The organism is Paenibacillus gansuensis, from assembly GCF_042684925.1.
GTDB classification, from domain to species: Bacteria; Bacillota; Bacilli; order Paenibacillales; family DY6; genus Paenibacillus_N; species Paenibacillus_N gansuensis.
Map to the genome: position 1 here is coordinate 814,616 of NZ_JBHUME010000007.1, position 17,188 is coordinate 831,803.

The following is a 17,188-nucleotide window of genomic DNA, read 5'->3' on the forward strand; positions in this document are numbered from 1 at the left end:
AACCGTATGGAATTGAAACAGTGGTACATGGAGTACAAGATTCACAAGAACCGCCCGGGACTTCTGGGGGATATCGCGTCTTTGATGGGGATGCTGGAAATTAACATCATATCTATTAACGGGGTAGACGACCGTAAACGCGGAATGCTGCTTCAGACCGCCGATGACGAGAAAATCGAGCTCATGGGCAGAATGCTCAAAAAGGTAGATAATATAACGATTACAGCCTTGCGTGCGCCGAAGCTTGTCGATATTTTGGCCGTACGTCATGGAAGATACATAGACCGGGATTCGGACGATCGCAAAACTTTCCGTTTCACAAGAGAAGAATTGGGATTACTTGTCGACTTTTTGGGTGAAGTATTTAAAAGGGAAGGCAATCAGGTCATAGGACTTCGGGGCATGCCGCGTGTCGGCAAAACTGAATCCATTATCGCCGGAAGTGTCTGTTCCAACAAAAGGTGGACGTTCGTATCCTCGACGTTATTGCGTCAGACGGTGCGCAGCCAAATGTCTGAAGACGAAATGAACCCGAATAATATCTTCATTATCGACGGAATCGTAAGCACCATCCGTTCCAATGAAAAGCATGCACAGCTGCTGAAAGATATTATGCATATGCCTTCTACCAAGGTGATAGAGCATCCGGATATTTTCATAAGAGAATCAGAATATGACTACAGCCATTTTGATTACATAATTGAGCTGCGCAACTTTCCGGAGGAAGAGATTACTTACGACACGTTCACCGCAAATTACGACGGATTTTGACAATAACAGAAGAAAGGGAGGCGAATTTACGTGTCAGAGCTAGGACAGTTATTAAAGAATGCCCGTTTAGAGAAAGGGTATACGCTTGAAGACATACAGGGTATCACGAAAATACGTAAGCATTACCTCGAAGCCATTGAAGACGGGAATTTCAAGGCATTGCCAGGCAACTTTTATGTAAAGGCGTTTATCAAGACCTATGCGGAAACGGTCGGATTGAATCCGGATGACGTGTTAGGACTTTACAAAAATGTGCTCCCAGCTGCTCCGCAGGAAACGCGTCCGGAACCGGTAGCACGTAAACGGAGAAGGTCGGATTCCGATACGGAGAAAGTGGGCAAATGGGCATCCTCCGCGCTAATGTGGCTGTTCCCAATTCTCATTATAGGCATTATTTATTTTGCTATCGTAAACAAGCAAGACGGAAATGAACAGCAATCGAAGCCGCAGGACGATACTAAGATTACGGACGAGACGAAGGAGCCTGAAGTAGTGCCAAATGAGGGCAGTACGAATGGAGACTCTGCCACCGGAACGGGCAACAACGGTTCAGGAAATACGCCTGCGGGGTCTGTTGACGGAAACGGCACGGGAACAAGCGGCGGCGACACCGGCACAACGGACGGGACGGTGGTGCCCAATACGGACGGTACAGCGGAGGAGCCTGCACTGCCGCAGGATGCTCAAGTCGTTTTCGACAAGAAAAGCGGGAAAACGGATAACTTCAATGTGTCAGGTTCCACAAGCATAACTGTGGAGCTGACTGTTGCCGAAGGCAAGCAATGCTGGTATGAGGTGCGCGAGGGGAACTCCAAAGGAAAACAGCTGGATACCGGAACGCTGGAGAATTCCAGTACAGTTACGGTAACCTCGGATAAGGACACTTTTATTAAAGTCGGAAATGCGGCGAACGTAGTTGTAAAAGTGAACGGCGTGCAGGTGGAAGACGGCGATCAGCCGAATTCGAAGCGTCTGCAGATGAATTTATCCGCAATGTAGAATACTGTCTTAGAATAACATGGAGGCCTCCGCGGCCTCCTTTTCTTTTTTTAAAATATCAAATTAAGTATAAGTTTTTCGCTGTACTCTGTTCTGATATTTCTCCGGAATGAAACGATCTCCCCGCATAATGACGGCAAAAGCCGATTCACCTTGAATCACATTATCAATTCCGCTTTCCGTGCACTTTTTATTTTTCGTTAAAATTTGCTATAATGCTTGCATAATGTTTTGAAAGGACGTGTACCCATCATGAGTTCCGAAAGTTCATTCGATATTGTTTCCAAGGTGGACCTGCAGGAGATGGCCAACGCCATCAACCAGGCTGAGAAGGAAATTGACAACCGTTTCGATTTTAAAGGCAGCAATAGTACAATTAAGCTGGAGAAAGAAGAGCTTGTCATTGCCTCCGACGATGAATTTAAACTCCAGAACGTACTTGATATTTTGCAAGGGAAAATGACAAAGCGCGGAATTTCCATTAAGAATTTAGATTATGGCAAAGTGGAGCCGGCAAGCGGCCGCTCTGTACGCCAGCGTATCAAGCTCAAAGTCGGTATTGATCAGGAAAACGCGAAGAAGATTAACGTACTGATCCGGGATTCCAAACTGAAAGTGAAAAGTCAGATCCAGGGCGATTCCATCCGGGTTACCGGCAAAAGCAGGGATGATCTGCAAAGTGTGATTCAATTGCTTCGCAAAGCGAATTTACCGCTCGATCTGCAGTTTACAAACCTTAAATAACGGGATGGAAAGCGGGGTGAAAGAGGTTCCTCTTTTTGACACTCCGCTTTTCAGTGTATTATACTTGATTAGATAGGTATGGATAATTGGGGGACGTAACATGACAGAAAAAGTGAAGGTAGTCACGCTCGGCTGTGAAAAAAACCTGGTTGATTCCGAAATTATGTCAGGTCTAATACACCAAAGAGGCTACCAGCTTGTCGATGATAAGGAAGAAGCGACGGTCATTATCGTCAATACGTGCGGATTTATCGATGCGGCGAAGGAAGAGTCGGTGAACACGATTCTGGATATGGCCGATCTGAAAGAAACCGCAAAGTTGAAAGCACTGATTGTATCAGGCTGTCTGACACAGCGTTACAAGAAGGAACTAATGAATGAGATGCCGGAAATCGACGGTATTGTCGGCACGGGCGATTTCGATAAAATCGGTGATATCGTAGATGAGGCTCTGCGCGGCCGCAAGCCGGTATATGTGGGCAACCCGATATTCAACTATGATCAAGTTCTGCCTCGCCGCGTTTCTACACCACGATATACAGCCTATGTGAAAATCGCTGAAGGCTGCGATAACGCTTGCACATTCTGCTCCATTCCTATTATGAGAGGCAAGTTCCAAAGCCGCTCTATGGAGTCCATTCTGGCAGAAGTTGCGGATCTCGCCAGCCAAGGCGTGAAAGAGATCAGTCTCATTGCCCAGGATTCTACCAATTATGGAACGGATTTATATGAAGGCTTCATGCTGCCGGTACTTATGAATAAAGTAAGCGAAGTACCGGGAATCGAGTGGGTGCGTCTTCATTATGCATACCCGGGATTCTTCTCGGATGAACTGATTGATGCTATCGCCTCCAATCCGAAAATCTGTAAATATATCGATATGCCTCTGCAGCATAGTGAGGATCGGATTTTGAAACGGATGCGCCGTCCCGGCAGACAGCGGGACACAAGAGAACTGGTTCGCAAAATTCGTGACCGTATTCCGGATGTTTCTTTGCGGACTTCGCTGATCGTCGGCTTTCCGGGTGAAACGGAAGAAGATTTCCACGCTTTAACGGAATTTGTCCGTGAGATGAAGTTTGACCGTCTTGGCGTCTTTACCTACTCTCAGGAAGAAGATACGCCAGCCGCCAGACTGCCGGACCAAGTGCCGGATGATGTAAAGGAATGGCGTGCCAACACACTGATGGAGATTCAGCGTGAAATTTCCAAAGAGGCCGGCGGCCGCTTCATCGGCAAAGAACTGGACGTGCTTGTCGAGCGTTACGACGGCCGAAGCGATGTTTACATAGGAAGATCGCAATACGACGCGCCGGAAGTGGACGGCGAAGTATTTATTACCCGATGCACCTCTGGCATAGGTGAAATTCAAAGGGTACGCATTACGCATTCTTTTGAATTCGACCTGTCCGGGGAGGGAATTGCGTGAACCTGCCTAACCGAATTACGCTAGCCCGTATTTTCCTCGTGCCGGTGATCATGTTTTTTCTATTGGTGAAAATTGATGTGAATCCGCTGACTTTCGGGGAGTTTAGTATCAGCTACAACCAGATCATTGCTACTTTGATTTTTATCATTGCTGCGGCTACCGACGGTCTGGACGGCTATATTGCCCGCAAGCGCAAAATTGTAACCAATCTCGGTAAACTGCTGGATCCTCTGGCTGATAAGCTTTTGGTCGCCGCGGTCCTCATCTCGCTGGTAGAAATGGACAAACTGGATGCATGGATTGCCATCGTTATTATTTCCAGAGAGTTCGCGGTAACGGGACTGCGCCAGGTCGCCTTGCTCGAAGGCTCCGTGGTGGCTGCCAGCGCCTGGGGGAAATGGAAGACAGCCATTCAGATTACCGCCATCATCGCGATCATGCTGAATAACTTTCCGTTTGCTTTCGTTCATTTCAGATTTGATCTTGTGGCGGCTTGGGCGGCTGCGATTATTACTATTTACTCAGGGATCGATTATTTCATCAAGAATAAGAGCGTTCTCAATTTTTCAAAATAAAACACGTTGTTTACAAAACAAGAGGAGTCTATTTACCGGAGGAACCGGATGGTACTCCTCTTATTTTTTGCCGGAAAGGGGCGCCATGTTGTGAAGGCTGAAATTATTGCAGTGGGAACGGAATTGCTGCTCGGGCAGATCGTTAATACAAACGCCCAGTTTATCGCTCAGGAATGTGCTAATAACGGCATACATGTTCATTACCAAACGGTAGTCGGCGACAATCCGGAGCGGATCCGGGCCGCAGTTGAAATTGCAAGAGGGAGAGCGGACGTTATTTTGTTTACGGGCGGACTCGGGCCTACGCAGGATGACTTAACCAAGGACGTCCTCGCCGGCATGCTTGGCAGGGAGCTCAAGGTTCATGAACCCTCGATGGATAAAATCAGAGAGTTATTTTCTTCCCGCGGGGCCCATATGGTCGAAAGTAACATAAGGCAGGCCCATTGGATCGAAGGCAGCGACCCGCTGGAGAATGAAACGGGGCTTGCTGTGGGCAATGCCTTAACGGCGGACGGCACACATTATGTGCTTCTGCCCGGTCCGCCGAAAGAGATGAAACCGATGTTTCTTCACCAGGCTTTGCCTTGGTTAAGGGGCCTGCTTGGCGAGGCGGTACCTCTGCATTCCAAAATGCTTAAGTTTGCCGGAATTGGCGAATCAGATCTGGAGAACCGTCTTATTGACCTGATTGAAGCACAAACGGACCCTACGATCGCACCGTATGCGAAAGAGGGGGAAGTATCGATCCGGGTTACTACAAGGGCGGGTAGCAAGGAGGAAGCGGAGGAGAAGATGGCTGCAGTTGTAGCCGAAATTTATTCCCGGCTAGGCAAACATATTTATGCTGACGAGGATATTCCGATTGAAACGGCGATTGTTCGAATTATGTCAGGCAAAGGATTAACCCTGGCTATGGCTGAAAGCTGCACAGGGGGCCTGCTCGGGGACCTGATTACGGCGAATCCCGGCAGTGCGGACGCGTTCCGCGGAGGGATTATCAGCTACTCCAACGAATTTAAGCACAAGCTGCTGAACGTTCCTCAGGAGTTCCTGGAAGGAGACGGTTGCCCCGGCGCTGTAAGCGAACCGACAGCTGCGGCGATGGCGGAGGGGATCCGGTCGTTCGCGGATTCAGACTACGCTTTGTCTATAACGGGAGTAGCCGGCCCCGGACCTTCCGAAGGCAAACCGGAAGGCTTGGTTTATATCGGGCTTGCCCAGCGCGGCAGAGAAACGGTGGTTGAACGGCTCCAGCTTGCCGGAAACCGGGAAAGCGTGAAGCTGAAAGCGGCCAAGAGAGCGTTATTTCTGTTGTGGTCGGCTTTGGTAGCCAAGTAGCTGTATTCATGGGTCCGCGGTTGTCGGACCAGCAGATTATAGGAAGATATGTTGCAGATTCTGCCAGTATATGTTAATCTTTAAATGTTGACGGAAGAACCGCAGCAAAGGACTCCTTTGTTGCGGTTTTTGTTTGTTTCATGACGTCAGCATCCGTATTGGCTTAGCCTTAGCAAAAAAGCGAATGTATGTTCGAAAAAATGCTTGGCAAGCGAACGGAAATAAGTTATCATATAAATATAACAAGAAGAGGAAGTGAGTTATTTGGCAGCAGATCGTAAAGCCGCATTAGAAGTAGCATTGCGCCAAATCGAGAAACAATTCGGTAAAGGCTCCATCATGAAACTCGGTGAATCCACACATATGCAGGTTGAAACCGTTCCTAGCGGTTCCCTAGCTTTAGATATTGCATTAGGTATCGGCGGTATGCCGAGAGGCAGAATTATTGAAGTGTACGGACCTGAATCGTCCGGTAAGACTACAGTAGCGCTCCATGCTATTGCCGAAGTACAGAGGCTTGGCGGCCAGGCGGCTTTTATTGACGCTGAGCACGCACTGGATCCACTGTATGCAAGCAAGCTTGGCGTTAACATCGACGAGCTGCTGCTGTCCCAGCCGGATACGGGAGAGCAAGCGCTGGAGATTGCAGAAGCGCTTGTACGAAGCGGTGCTGTTGAGATTATCGTTATCGACTCCGTTGCGGCATTGGTACCGAAAGCGGAAATCGAAGGCGACATGGGGGATTCCCACGTGGGTCTTCAAGCACGTCTGATGTCTCAGGCGCTGCGGAAGCTGTCCGGTGCGATCAGCAAGTCCAAGACGATTGCGATCTTTATCAACCAGCTGCGTGAGAAGGTCGGCGTCATGTTCGGCAACCCGGAAACCACACCGGGCGGACGCGCCCTGAAATTCTACTCTTCCGTCCGTCTGGAAGTGCGCCGAATCGAGACGATTAAGCAAGGTAACGATATGGTCGGTAACCGTACGAAGATTAAAGTCGTGAAGAACAAGGTGGCGCCTCCGTTCAAACAGGCTGAAATCGATATTATGTACGGAGAGGGAATCTCCAGGGAAGGCAGCATTATCGATATCGGTACGGAAATGGATATCGTGAACAAGAGCGGCGCTTGGTATTCTTACGAGAACGAGCGTCTTGGCCAGGGCCGGGAGAATGCGAAGCAATACTTGAAAGAGAACCCGCAAATTGCGGATGTTATCGAGAAGAAGATTCGGGATGCAAGCAACCTGACAGGCATGGTCGGAACTCCTTCCGTTGATGACGAAGATGAAGAAGAACTGCTGCTGTCCATGGAGTAAGACAGTGACGGAACCAGCCGCACCCTGCAATAGGGTGCGGCTTTTCTTTTAAACGCAAAGATAGACGGGAGGTTGAAGATGATGAAACCTAGAGGCAAAAGTGTGAATAAGAAGAAAACGATAGAAGCTTGGCTGGAAAAGCAAGAGACCATGCACATGGACGGCAGCAGCATTTTGCAGACTGGGGAGCAGGAAGAAGAACAGGCAGCCATGATAACTTCAGTGGAGAGGCAGAAGCGGAGTAAACACCGGTACAATATTCATGTAGGCGGTACGTATGCTTTTTCCGTTCATGAAGACATCATGATCAAGCACAGGCTGCTTAAAGGGGAAATGATCCCTTCTGAGAATTTTGAGCAGATTCTGCAGGATGAAGAACGCCATTCGGCATACTTTCAGGCTGTCCGTTTCATCAGTCACCGGCCAAGAACGGTAAAGGAGCTTCGGCTGAAATTGAAAGAGAAGGGATATGAGCCGGAGTTGATAGACTATGCCGTGGAACGTCTGAAAGAGCAGAAGTTTGTCGATGATAAACTGTTCGCCCAGCAGCTGGCCGAATCCCGTATCTATTCACAGAAGAAGGGACGGAATCTTGTACAGCAGGAGCTGGCGCAAAAAGGTGTACCGAAGGAACATATTCAAAGCGCATTGGAACGGGTTGACCCGGAAAGGGAACTGGCAAGTGCAATGGAACTTGGCCTCAAGAGATGGAAGCTTCTCTCCGGCAGCGGAACGGACAAGAGCAGGAAGTTATACGGCTTTTTGCTAAGAAGGGGTTACTCCTCCTCCCAAGTTCAAAAGGTGCTGCGGGCCTGTATAGATGGGGAAGCAGAGATGGAAGCGGATGAGATGTTTTTGGATTAATCCCATAAATCATTAATGGAATTAAAAATCATGGGACTAAAAGGAAGAACATACTAACATCGCTTGACAACTTCTTTCTCCAAAAGATAAAATAATCTTGTGCATTCATATTCTTGTGAATCAATTATTTTATGATAATGATTCCAGATTATACGCATCGCCAATTATTTGTATGAACCCGAAGATGTACGGGCACGGTACATGCTTCCCTGGCCGGCTTTACTGCCGGAAAGACGGCCTTGCAGCAACATTATCCAATGATTGCGAAACGGATTAAAAACCAAACAAAGATCCCCAAGCGTAAGCTTATGGAGAAATCAACGAGGAGGTGAGCAAGATGTGGTACATCTGGGTCCCGGTCGTACTCGTTGTTGGCGTTCTAGGCTTTGGGATCGGTTATTTTATCCGCAAATCCCTTGCAGAAGCTAAAATTTCTAGTGCTGAGCACGCTGCCGCGCAAATTGTGGAAAGCGCCAAGAAAGAAGCTGAAGCATTAAAGAAAGAAACGGTTCTTGAAGCTAAGGACGAAGTCCATAAGCTGAGAACCGAAGCTGAAAAAGACATTCGTGAACGTCGCAACGAAACACAACGACTGGAAAGACGACTGTTGCAAAAAGAGGAAACGCTGGATAAAAAATTGGATTCCTTAGAGCGCAAAGAAGAGCAAGTTGCCAACAAAGAGAAGCGTATCGAAGAAACACAGGCGCAAATCGACTTGCTTTATAAAGCCCAAGTTGCGGAATTGGAGCGTATTTCCGGTTTGACTACTGAGGAAGCGAAGAATATCATCATTTCCAATGTAGAGCAGGAAGTTCGTCATGAAACCGCTCAAATGATTAAGGAAATCGAGCAGAATGCGAAGGAAGACGCGGATAAGAAAGCCCGTGAAATCATCACTCTTGCGATCCAGCGGTGCGCAGCGGACCACGTTGCGGAAACTACAGTATCTGTTGTAACGCTGCCGAACGAAGAGATGAAGGGCCGGATCATCGGCCGCGAAGGACGGAACATCCGTGCACTGGAAACGCTGACAGGTATCGACCTGATTATCGACGATACGCCGGAAGCGGTTATCTTATCCGGATTCGATCCGATCCGACGCGAAATCGCAAGAACCTCTCTCGAGAAGCTCGTTGCGGACGGACGTATCCATCCTGCACGTATCGAGGAAATGGTGGAGAAGTCCCGCAAGGAAGTGGACGAGCGGATCCGCGAGTACGGGGAACAGGCTACTTTCGAAGTGGGCGTTCACGGACTGCATCCGGATCTGATCAAGATTCTGGGCCGCTTGAAATTCCGTACAAGCTATGGACAGAACGTATTGAAGCATTCCATGGAAGTGGCCTACCTGACCGGTTTAATGGCTGCAGAGCTCGGAGAAGACGTTACATTGGCGAAACGTGCCGGCTTGCTGCATGATATCGGTAAAGCGCTCGACCACGAAGTGGAAGGATCTCATGTCGAGATTGGCGTAGAACTCGGCAAGAAGTACAAGGAACACCCGGTTGTCATTAACAGCATTGCATCCCACCACGGGGATTGCGAAGCTACTTCTGTAATTGCGATGCTGGTTGGGGCAGCGGATGCATTGTCCGCAGCACGTCCGGGAGCAAGAAGAGAGACACTGGAAACTTACATTAAACGTCTGGAGAAGCTGGAAGAAATTTCAGAATCCTTCGATGGCGTTGAGAAATCTTATGCGATCCAAGCCGGACGCGAAGTCCGGGTTATGGTACAGCCTGAGAAGATCGACGACACCGAAGCTTTCCGATTGGCACGTGACATCACTAAGATGATTGAGAGTGAACTGGATTATCCAGGGCATATCAAAGTTACCGTCATTCGGGAAACACGGGCGGTTGAATACGCTAAATAATAGGAAGAACGGGGAGTGGCTGCAGCAGTGCTTGCAGCCACTTTTCCACATATATGAGGCATTGCTGCCTATACTAATGAGTAATTGCAATCCGGCTGAATGGAAGATTCAAAGTGTCCGGTTACGTGTAAGGAGGAGAAAGAAATTAAAGTTCTTTTTGTAGGTGATATTGTAGGCAGTCAGGGAAGAAAAGCACTGAAGCAAACGCTGCCGCTGATGAGACAGAGGTTTCAGCCCTCCGTTATCATTGTAAACGGGGAGAATGCTGCGGCCGGGAGAGGTATCACTAGAGCGATTGCCCGCGAGTTTTTTGATATGGGCGTCCATGGTATAACTTTGGGAAATCACACATGGGATAACAAAGAAATTTTTGAATTTATCGACGAGGAACCCCGTATGGTGCGCCCGGCTAATTTTCCTTCAGGCACACCGGGCCGGGGGCACACAGTAATCAAAGCAGGGGGCAAGGAACTTGTAATTATAAATCTGCAAGGAAGAACCTTCCTGCCCCCGATCGACTGCCCTTTTGCGAAAGCGGATGAAATTGTAGAGGAAGTCCGATCCAAGCACAAATGTATTCTCGTTGATATGCACGCCGAGGCTACTTCCGAGAAAATTGCGATGGGCTGGCATCTTGATGGCAGGGTGTCTGCTGTAGTGGGCACTCATACGCATGTCCAGACACATGATCAAATCATCCTCCCCGAAGGAACTGCCTATATCACAGATGTAGGTATGGTAGGACCGCGTGACGGTGTGCTTGGTATGGAACGGGACGCGGTACTGTACAAATTTCAGACACAGCTTCCTGCACGGTTTACCGTATCGGAGGGGAAATGGCATTTTCATGCGGTGCTGATCGATATGGATGAGTCGACTGGCGTATCTAAGTCTATCCAGCTTATCCGCCTGTATGAGGAAGACCTGCTGTTAGCCTAATGCTCCCATCGTCCTCCAAAAGGCAGGAAATGTAAAATTTTCTCGGGCCCGGCAGGAATTTTATCCTGAAAACAGAATATGTATAACACTACCGGAACTAATCAATCCCGAGGAGGTACTGTTCATGGAAGTATTAAAAGTTTCAGCAAAGTCCAATCCTAACTCCGTAGCGGGTGCATTAGCAGGCGTATTGCGGGAACGAGGCGCAGCCGAGCTTCAAGCGATCGGCGCAGGTGCACTGAACCAGGCCATTAAGGCTGTGGCCATTGCCCGAGGGTTTGTCGCTCCAAGCGGAGTGGATCTGATATGCGTTCCTGCTTTCACAGACATCGTGATCGATGGAGAAGACCGTACCGCAATTAAGTTAATTGTAGAGCCGAGATAATCTTTTTTATATAAATAGCTTCGCCTGTTTACTAACGTAAACGGGCTTTTATTTTGTCTAGGTGGTTCTAGGACAACATATAGGAGGATGACCTGCATGATTTATGACGGACATTGCGATGTGCTCGGTAAAATGCTGGAGGATGCGTCCATTCACTTTGAAGATGACCGTAAACTGGATGTAACCTTGTCCCGACTTAAAGCAGGAGGAGTAAAGCTGCAGACTTTCGCCATTTATGTTCACGAAGAGGAGTTTACTGACAGAAGTATTCGGCCCATACTCCAAAGCGTGGATCTTTTTTATACTCGTATCCTTCATGGTCATGGCCTTCGTTTCATCAAAACCAAGTCGGATCTGCAGAAACTTTCCTCATCCAACGATTTGGGGGCTCTGCTGCATCTGGAGGGAGTTGATGGGTTAGGAGGGGACCTTGCTTATCTCCGGATTTTGTTTTACCTTGGTGTCAGGACGCTCGGGGTTACATGGAATTATGGCAACTGGGCGGCGGATGGGATACTGGAGAAGCGAAACGGCGGTTTTTCAACAAAAGGCCTGAGTCTGATCGAAGAGTGTAACCGGCTCGGCATCATCCTGGATGTGTCTCATTTGTCCGAGCGGGCTTTTTGGGATTTGGCGGAAGCGTCAAAAAAGCCTTACCTTGCTTCCCACTCCAACGCTTATACTATATGCAGCCATCCGCGGAATTTGAAGGACGATCAAATCCGGAGAGTGATAGCAGACGGGGGAAGGATCGGTATCACGTTTGTTCCATACTTCGTTTCCGATAGGACAACAGTTCAGATCAAAGATATTCTGGCACATACGGACCATGTCTGCGGCATGGGCGGAGAGCGCAGTTTGGTCTTCGGTTCGGACTTTGACGGGATTCCTTCTTATATAAAAGGGCTGGAGCACCCGGGGAACTATCCTGATTTAGTCAATGAGCTGCAAAAGCATTACCCGGAATCTATAGTAAACGGATTGCTATATGATAATATGTACAGGTTTCTAGAAAAGGAATTGCCTGACGAGCATAATAGGGGATAAATCAATGCCTAAATGATATGGATTCAATCTAAACTTGCTATGTTTCATTTTCGGCGAAATACCTTGCAAATCAGGGCACGCAGACATAAAATTTACATGACTATTTATATCGTTTGTGTAGTTTTCATTAATATTTTCGCGGGGTTGCTGCTTCACAGGCAGTTTCAGGGTCACCAATAAAGGAGTGGACACGCTTGATTAGTCAATTGTCATGGAAAATCGGGGGACAGCAAGGGGAAGGGGTAGAAAGTACAGACCGGATTTTTTCAACCGCTTTAAACCGTTTAGGCTATTATCTATACGGTTACAGGCATTTCTCTTCCCGGATTAAGGGCGGACATACCAATAACAAAATCCGGATTTCCACAAAGCCGATCCGCGCCATTTCGGACGACTTGGATATTCTCGTAGCTTTTGACCAGGAAACTATAGATTTAAATTCCCATGAATTGCGGGCCGGAGGGGTCATCGTTGCTGACGCGAAATTCAGCCCTACCGTACCGGAAGGAATAGATGCAAGACTGTTTCCCGTACCTATTACGGCAATCGCCGAGGAGCTGGGAACTTCCCTGATGAAGAACATGGTTGCTTCAGGCGCTTCCTGGGCATTATTAGGCCTGCCAATTGATGTATTTAACAAAGCGGTGGAAGAAGAATTCGGACGCAAAGGTGCGACGGTTGTAGAGAAGAACGTAGAAGCCGTTGCCCGCGGTGCGAATTTCGTTCTGGAACTGGCCGGCGGACCCATTAATGAGCTTCAGCTGGAACCGGCTGACGGGAAACAAAAGCTGTTCATGATCGGCAATGATGCAATCGGCTTGGGGGCATTGGTTGCCGGCTGCCGTTTCATGCCTGCCTATCCAATTACACCGGCATCGGAAATTATGGAGTACCTGATTAAACAGCTTCCTAAATTCGGCGGCACTGTCATTCAGACGGAGGACGAAATTGCAGCAGTTACGATGGCGATTGGAGCTGCATATGGCGGGGTAAGATCCATGACGGCGTCGGCCGGACCTGGCTTATCGCTTATGATGGAGGCTATCGGCCTTGCAGGCATGACCGAGACGCCGGTCGTTATCGTTGATACGATGCGCGGGGGACCGAGTACCGGTTTGCCGACCAAGCAAGAGCAGTCAGACCTGAATGCCATGATAAACGGCACGCACGGTGAAATCCCGAAAGTAGTATTAATGCCCAGCTCGCTGGAAGAGTGCTTCTACGACACCATCGAAGCTTTTAATATCGCAGAGGAGTACCAGGTGCCGGTCATTTTGTTAACGGATCTGCAGCTGTCCCTGGGTAAGCAGTCTTCCGAGCTGCTTGATTTGAACAAGGTGCAAATCCGCCGCGGAAACATTGCAACCGATGCGCCTGCAAGGGAAGACGGGAAGCTGTTCAAACGTTATGAATTCACAGCGGACGGCGTGTCCCCTCGAATCTTGCCTGGACAGAAGAACGGGATTCACCACGTTACAGGGGTAGAGCATGACGAAGAAGGCCGTCCTTCAGAAAGTCCGGTAAACCGCAAGAAGATGATGGATAAACGACTTGGCAAGCTGGCAAACCTGAAGGTTCCAAACCCGATTCACGTCAATGCTCCTCACGAAAGTGCAGACCTCCTGATTGTTGGCATGGGGTCCACCGGAGGAACCATCGACGAAGCTAGAGCGCGGCTTGATGCGGAAGGCATTACTTCCAACCATGTGACGGTACGCCTCATTCATCCTTTCCCTGCAGAAGCGTTCAAAGCGGAAGCGGCTAAAGCTAAGAAAATCGTAGTCATTGAAAATAACGCAACAGGACAGCTGGCTGACCAGATCAAGCTTCATGCGGGCTGTGCGGACAAGATTGTTAATGTACTTAAATATGACGGGAATCCATTCCTGCCTGCAGAAATTCATAAAGAGTGTAAGGGGCTGATCGTACATGGCAACGTTTAAGGAGTTCAGAAATAACATCAAGCCGAACTGGTGCCCCGGTTGCGGAGATTTCTCCGTTCAGGCTGCCATTCAAAGAGCAGCTGCCAATATCGGCCTTGAGCCTGAGAACTTAGCTGTCGTTTCCGGTATCGGTTGCTCAGGACGGATTTCAGGATATATTAACGCCTATGGTTTCCATGGAATCCACGGCAGATCCCTGCCTATCGCACAAGGTTTGAAGATGGCAAACCGTGAACTTACTGTTATCGCCTCCGGAGGAGACGGGGACGGTTTTGCGATCGGGATGGGCCATACCGTACATGCAATCCGCAGAAATATGAACATCACCTACATTGTTATGGACAATCAGATTTACGGTCTTACAAAGGGACAGACTTCCCCGAGAAGTGCAGAGGGCTTCAAAACCAAGAGTACCCCGCAAGGATCGATCGAGTCGACCCTGGCGCCGCTTGAAATTGCTTTGTCGGCTGGCGCTACTTTTGTGGCGCAGTCCTTCTCCAGCAATCTGAAGCAGCTGACCTCTTTGATCGAGCAAGGTTTACAGCATGAAGGTTTTTCCATGATCAACGTATTCAGCCCGTGTGTTACGTTTAATAAGATTAATACGTACGACTGGTTTAAAGAAAATATCATTGATCTGGAAGAAGTGCCTGGCTACGATCCGAGCAACCGTATCCAAGCTATGACGAAACTGATGGAAACCGGCGGCATGATCACCGGCTTGATTTATCAGGATAAACAGAAGCGGAGCTATGAAAATATGGTAGCCGGTTTTAAAGAAGAAGGACTGGCGAAGCAGCAGCTGGAGCTGACCCAGGAACAATTCGATAAATTGGTAGCTGAATTCAGATAATATAGGCAAGGTCAGGAAAGGGCGTAGGGAAGGTTCCTACGTCCTTTTTGCATATTTTGCAATTTTCCGGCGAAAGTGGTATATTGGACAGCGGATTTGCGAACGCTAATTTAGGTTACATAGGTTTTATAAGTCAGGTTTATGCAAATTCGAACTTACAATAGGAAGGTTTGAAACGAAATGAAACAAGTACCTGTAGGTGTATCTGCACGCCACATCCATTTATCCAAAGAACACATTGAGGCGTTGTTCGGTAAAGGCTATGAACTTAAAGAAATGAAAGCTTTGTCCCAACCGGGCCAGTTTGCAGCGGAAGAAACCGTTGCAGTCATCGGCACTAAGGGCAAATTCGATAAAGTACGTATTTTAGGTCCTGCGCGCGGTGCAACCCAGCTGGAGGTCTCCAGAACGGATGCTTTTGCACTAGGAGTAAATCCGCCTGTACGCGAGTCGGGCAACATTGAGGGAACGCCGGGAATCAAAATTGTGGGACCCGCTGGAGAAATTGAAATCGACAAAGGTGTTATCGTGGCTGCCCGCCATATTCACTTCCATACATCGGATGCAGAAAAATGGGGCATTCAAAATCACCAGTCTCTAAGAGTACGTGTTGGCGGCGAACGCGGTTTGGTGTTTGAGAATGTAGTTGCAAGGGTTCATGAAACGTATGCGCTCGATATGCATATCGATACGGATGAAGCTAATGCATCCGGTGCGAAAACAGGAGATATGGCTGAAATTCTAGATTAAGCGGGACAACAAAAGAACGAAAAGGAGCGTATCGGCTATACGATACGCTCCTTTGTTTTTTAAGGTGCGGCTTTCCAATTCCGTTCTCTCCAGCCCTGGTGAAGACTGCTGTGAGCCATAAAGCTGATAGCAGCAGCCGCTGTTCCAGCTATGGAAATGAGCAGCACTTGATGTAATCCGCCCCAGTCATACACATTACCGAGTACATAAGGACCGACGATCCGGCCAGCCGCACTGATTGCTCCAGCGATGCCGAGATAGAATGGAGCGTATCCGCCGGCATGCTCCGTAATGAATGCGGGCATCGTCGGGGCAATCAGCATTTCTCCGAAGGTCGCGATGATCATGCCGATGATAAAGGCATGATATGAAGGGGCTATGAGCATAACGGTATAACCGGCTCCGTAACAGAACGCACTGACCGTCATCTGGGAAGTCAGAGTTTGGAGCACCCTGCTTTTAAAGAAAGAGAGAATTGGCTGTCCTGCGAAAATAATGATGCCGTTTATAGTCCATAACAAACCGTACGATGTTAACCCGTTGTCCCCTTGTTCGTTTAAATATGGAGCTATCCCCGTATTCCATACAGAATTTGAAAACCATATCAGTAGTGAGCCTACTGACATAAACAGGTATAAACGGTAGTTGAGCAGCAGTTTTCGGCTGTTGACGGTGCCTGCGTTCTTTTTGCCGCCAAGTGTCATTTCCTTCTGTTCCGCCACTTTCATTTTACCAATGGTCAACCACATGTAAAAAGCAAAGAGTAGAGTAGTCAACCCGCTCATCGCGAAATTGGCGCCAAAGCTGAAGAATGTGGCCGTCACGCCGGCTAGCGCAGTGCCGACTGCAATCCCGATATTATTACCGACATAGATGAAATTGAAAATGCCTCCGCTTGTCTTTTTCCAGCGAAGCCCGACAAAGGCTTGGATTGCCGGCATAGAGAGTCCCGAGAAAAATCCGTTCATCGTCATCAGCACCAAAAATAAAGCCCAGCCGGTATCAGCCACCAAGGCGATTTGAGCAAGCCCCTGTAAAAGCAGCCCCCCAATTAAGAGGATTTTGATTCCGAGCCTTTGATATAAAGCGCTGACGGCAAACTGGCCGATCATCATGGCACTGGAAAAGCATAGCAGCGCAAAGCCTGCATCACCATAGGAGCGGTTAAGTACTTCGTGCACGTAGATCGTTATGACAGGCCACATAAAGGCACTGCCGAGGGAATTAATTAAGCTGGCGGCCATAAAGGGCCAAGCTTCTTTGGGGTACTTACTTACGAATGACATACTCATGTTTTTCACCTGATCTTTCTAGTGATTCTCGTTTGGTAACCTAACTTTAGCGGAGGAAATCTA

At 48.5% G+C, this 17,188-nt stretch carries 16 protein-coding genes; 15 read left to right on the forward strand and 1 reads right to left on the reverse strand.

From position 1 onward, the window contains the following. Positions 1–6: 6 nt before the first annotated feature. The 15 genes from ACFSUF_RS11605 to pduL all read left to right on the forward strand — a co-directional run bounded on the left by ACFSUF_RS11605 (position 7) and on the right by pduL (position 15,833). Complete coding sequence (locus tag ACFSUF_RS11605) at positions 7–771, forward strand: DUF3388 domain-containing protein (protein ID WP_377602967.1); 765 nt, start codon at positions 7–9, stop codon at positions 769–771. A 30-nt stretch (positions 772–801) separates the two neighbouring features. Next, positions 802–1,770, forward strand: a complete 969-nt coding sequence (locus tag ACFSUF_RS11610) for a helix-turn-helix domain-containing protein (protein ID WP_377602969.1) — start codon at positions 802–804, stop codon at positions 1,768–1,770. 252 nt (positions 1,771–2,022) lie between these two features. Then, positions 2,023–2,514 (forward strand): YajQ family cyclic di-GMP-binding protein, encoded by a 492-nt coding sequence (locus tag ACFSUF_RS11615; protein ID WP_377602971.1) that lies wholly within the window; start codon positions 2,023–2,025, stop codon positions 2,512–2,514. A gap of 100 nt (positions 2,515–2,614) precedes the next feature. Continuing rightward, positions 2,615–3,943 carry a 30S ribosomal protein S12 methylthiotransferase RimO gene (gene rimO, locus ACFSUF_RS11620; RefSeq protein ID WP_377602973.1) on the forward strand — a complete coding sequence of 443 codons (1,329 nt, stop codon included), beginning with the start codon at positions 2,615–2,617 and terminating at the stop codon, positions 3,941–3,943. Beyond that, positions 3,940–4,518 carry a CDP-diacylglycerol--glycerol-3-phosphate 3-phosphatidyltransferase gene (pgsA, locus tag ACFSUF_RS11625; protein ID WP_377602975.1) on the forward strand — a complete coding sequence of 193 codons (579 nt, stop codon included), beginning with the start codon at positions 3,940–3,942 and terminating at the stop codon, positions 4,516–4,518. The genes rimO and pgsA overlap by 4 nt, the downstream gene beginning before the upstream one ends. A 90-nt stretch (positions 4,519–4,608) precedes the next feature. Next, positions 4,609–5,859, forward strand: a complete 1,251-nt coding sequence (locus ACFSUF_RS11630) for a competence/damage-inducible protein A (protein WP_377602977.1) — start codon at positions 4,609–4,611, stop codon at positions 5,857–5,859. A 264-nt stretch (positions 5,860–6,123) separates the two neighbouring features. Further along, positions 6,124–7,176 (forward strand): recombinase RecA, encoded by a 1,053-nt coding sequence (gene recA / locus ACFSUF_RS11635; RefSeq protein ID WP_377602979.1) that lies wholly within the window; start codon positions 6,124–6,126, stop codon positions 7,174–7,176. 78 nt (positions 7,177–7,254) lie between these two features. Further along, positions 7,255–8,040: a regulatory protein RecX gene (locus ACFSUF_RS11640; protein ID WP_377602981.1), complete on the forward strand. Its 786-nt coding sequence runs from the start codon at positions 7,255–7,257 to the stop codon at positions 8,038–8,040. Positions 8,041–8,377: 337 nt separating this feature from the next. Next, a complete protein-coding gene (rny, locus tag ACFSUF_RS11645) occupies positions 8,378–9,916 on the forward strand; it encodes a ribonuclease Y (RefSeq protein ID WP_377602982.1) in 1,539 nt (512 codons plus the stop codon). A gap of 99 nt (positions 9,917–10,015) precedes the next feature. Continuing rightward, a complete protein-coding gene (locus ACFSUF_RS11650) occupies positions 10,016–10,855 on the forward strand; it encodes a TIGR00282 family metallophosphoesterase (RefSeq protein ID WP_377602984.1) in 840 nt (279 codons plus the stop codon). A 124-nt stretch (positions 10,856–10,979) separates the two neighbouring features. Continuing rightward, positions 10,980–11,240 carry a stage V sporulation protein S gene (locus ACFSUF_RS11655; protein WP_005550495.1) on the forward strand — a complete coding sequence of 87 codons (261 nt, stop codon included), beginning with the start codon at positions 10,980–10,982 and terminating at the stop codon, positions 11,238–11,240. 96 nt (positions 11,241–11,336) lie between these two features. Further along, positions 11,337–12,287: a dipeptidase gene (locus ACFSUF_RS11660; RefSeq protein ID WP_377602986.1), complete on the forward strand. Its 951-nt coding sequence runs from the start codon at positions 11,337–11,339 to the stop codon at positions 12,285–12,287. Positions 12,288–12,481: 194 nt separating this feature from the next. Further along, the gene (locus ACFSUF_RS11665) at positions 12,482–14,230 is read left to right on the forward strand and encodes a 2-oxoacid:acceptor oxidoreductase subunit alpha (protein ID WP_377602988.1); all 1,749 of its coding nucleotides are present in this window, start codon (positions 12,482–12,484) and stop codon (positions 14,228–14,230) included. Beyond that, positions 14,217–15,083, forward strand: a complete 867-nt coding sequence (locus tag ACFSUF_RS11670) for a 2-oxoacid:ferredoxin oxidoreductase subunit beta (protein ID WP_377602990.1) — start codon at positions 14,217–14,219, stop codon at positions 15,081–15,083. The genes ACFSUF_RS11665 and ACFSUF_RS11670 overlap by 14 nt, the downstream gene beginning before the upstream one ends. A gap of 180 nt (positions 15,084–15,263) precedes the next feature. Further along, positions 15,264–15,833 (forward strand): phosphate propanoyltransferase, encoded by a 570-nt coding sequence (pduL, locus tag ACFSUF_RS11675; protein WP_377602992.1) that lies wholly within the window; start codon positions 15,264–15,266, stop codon positions 15,831–15,833. A 59-nt stretch (positions 15,834–15,892) separates the two neighbouring features. On the opposite strand, the gene ACFSUF_RS11680 is transcribed toward pduL, so the two are convergent. Beyond that, complete coding sequence (locus ACFSUF_RS11680) at positions 15,893–17,125, reverse strand: MFS transporter (protein ID WP_377602994.1); 1,233 nt, start codon at positions 17,123–17,125, stop codon at positions 15,893–15,895. Positions 17,126–17,188: the final 63 nt, after the last annotated feature.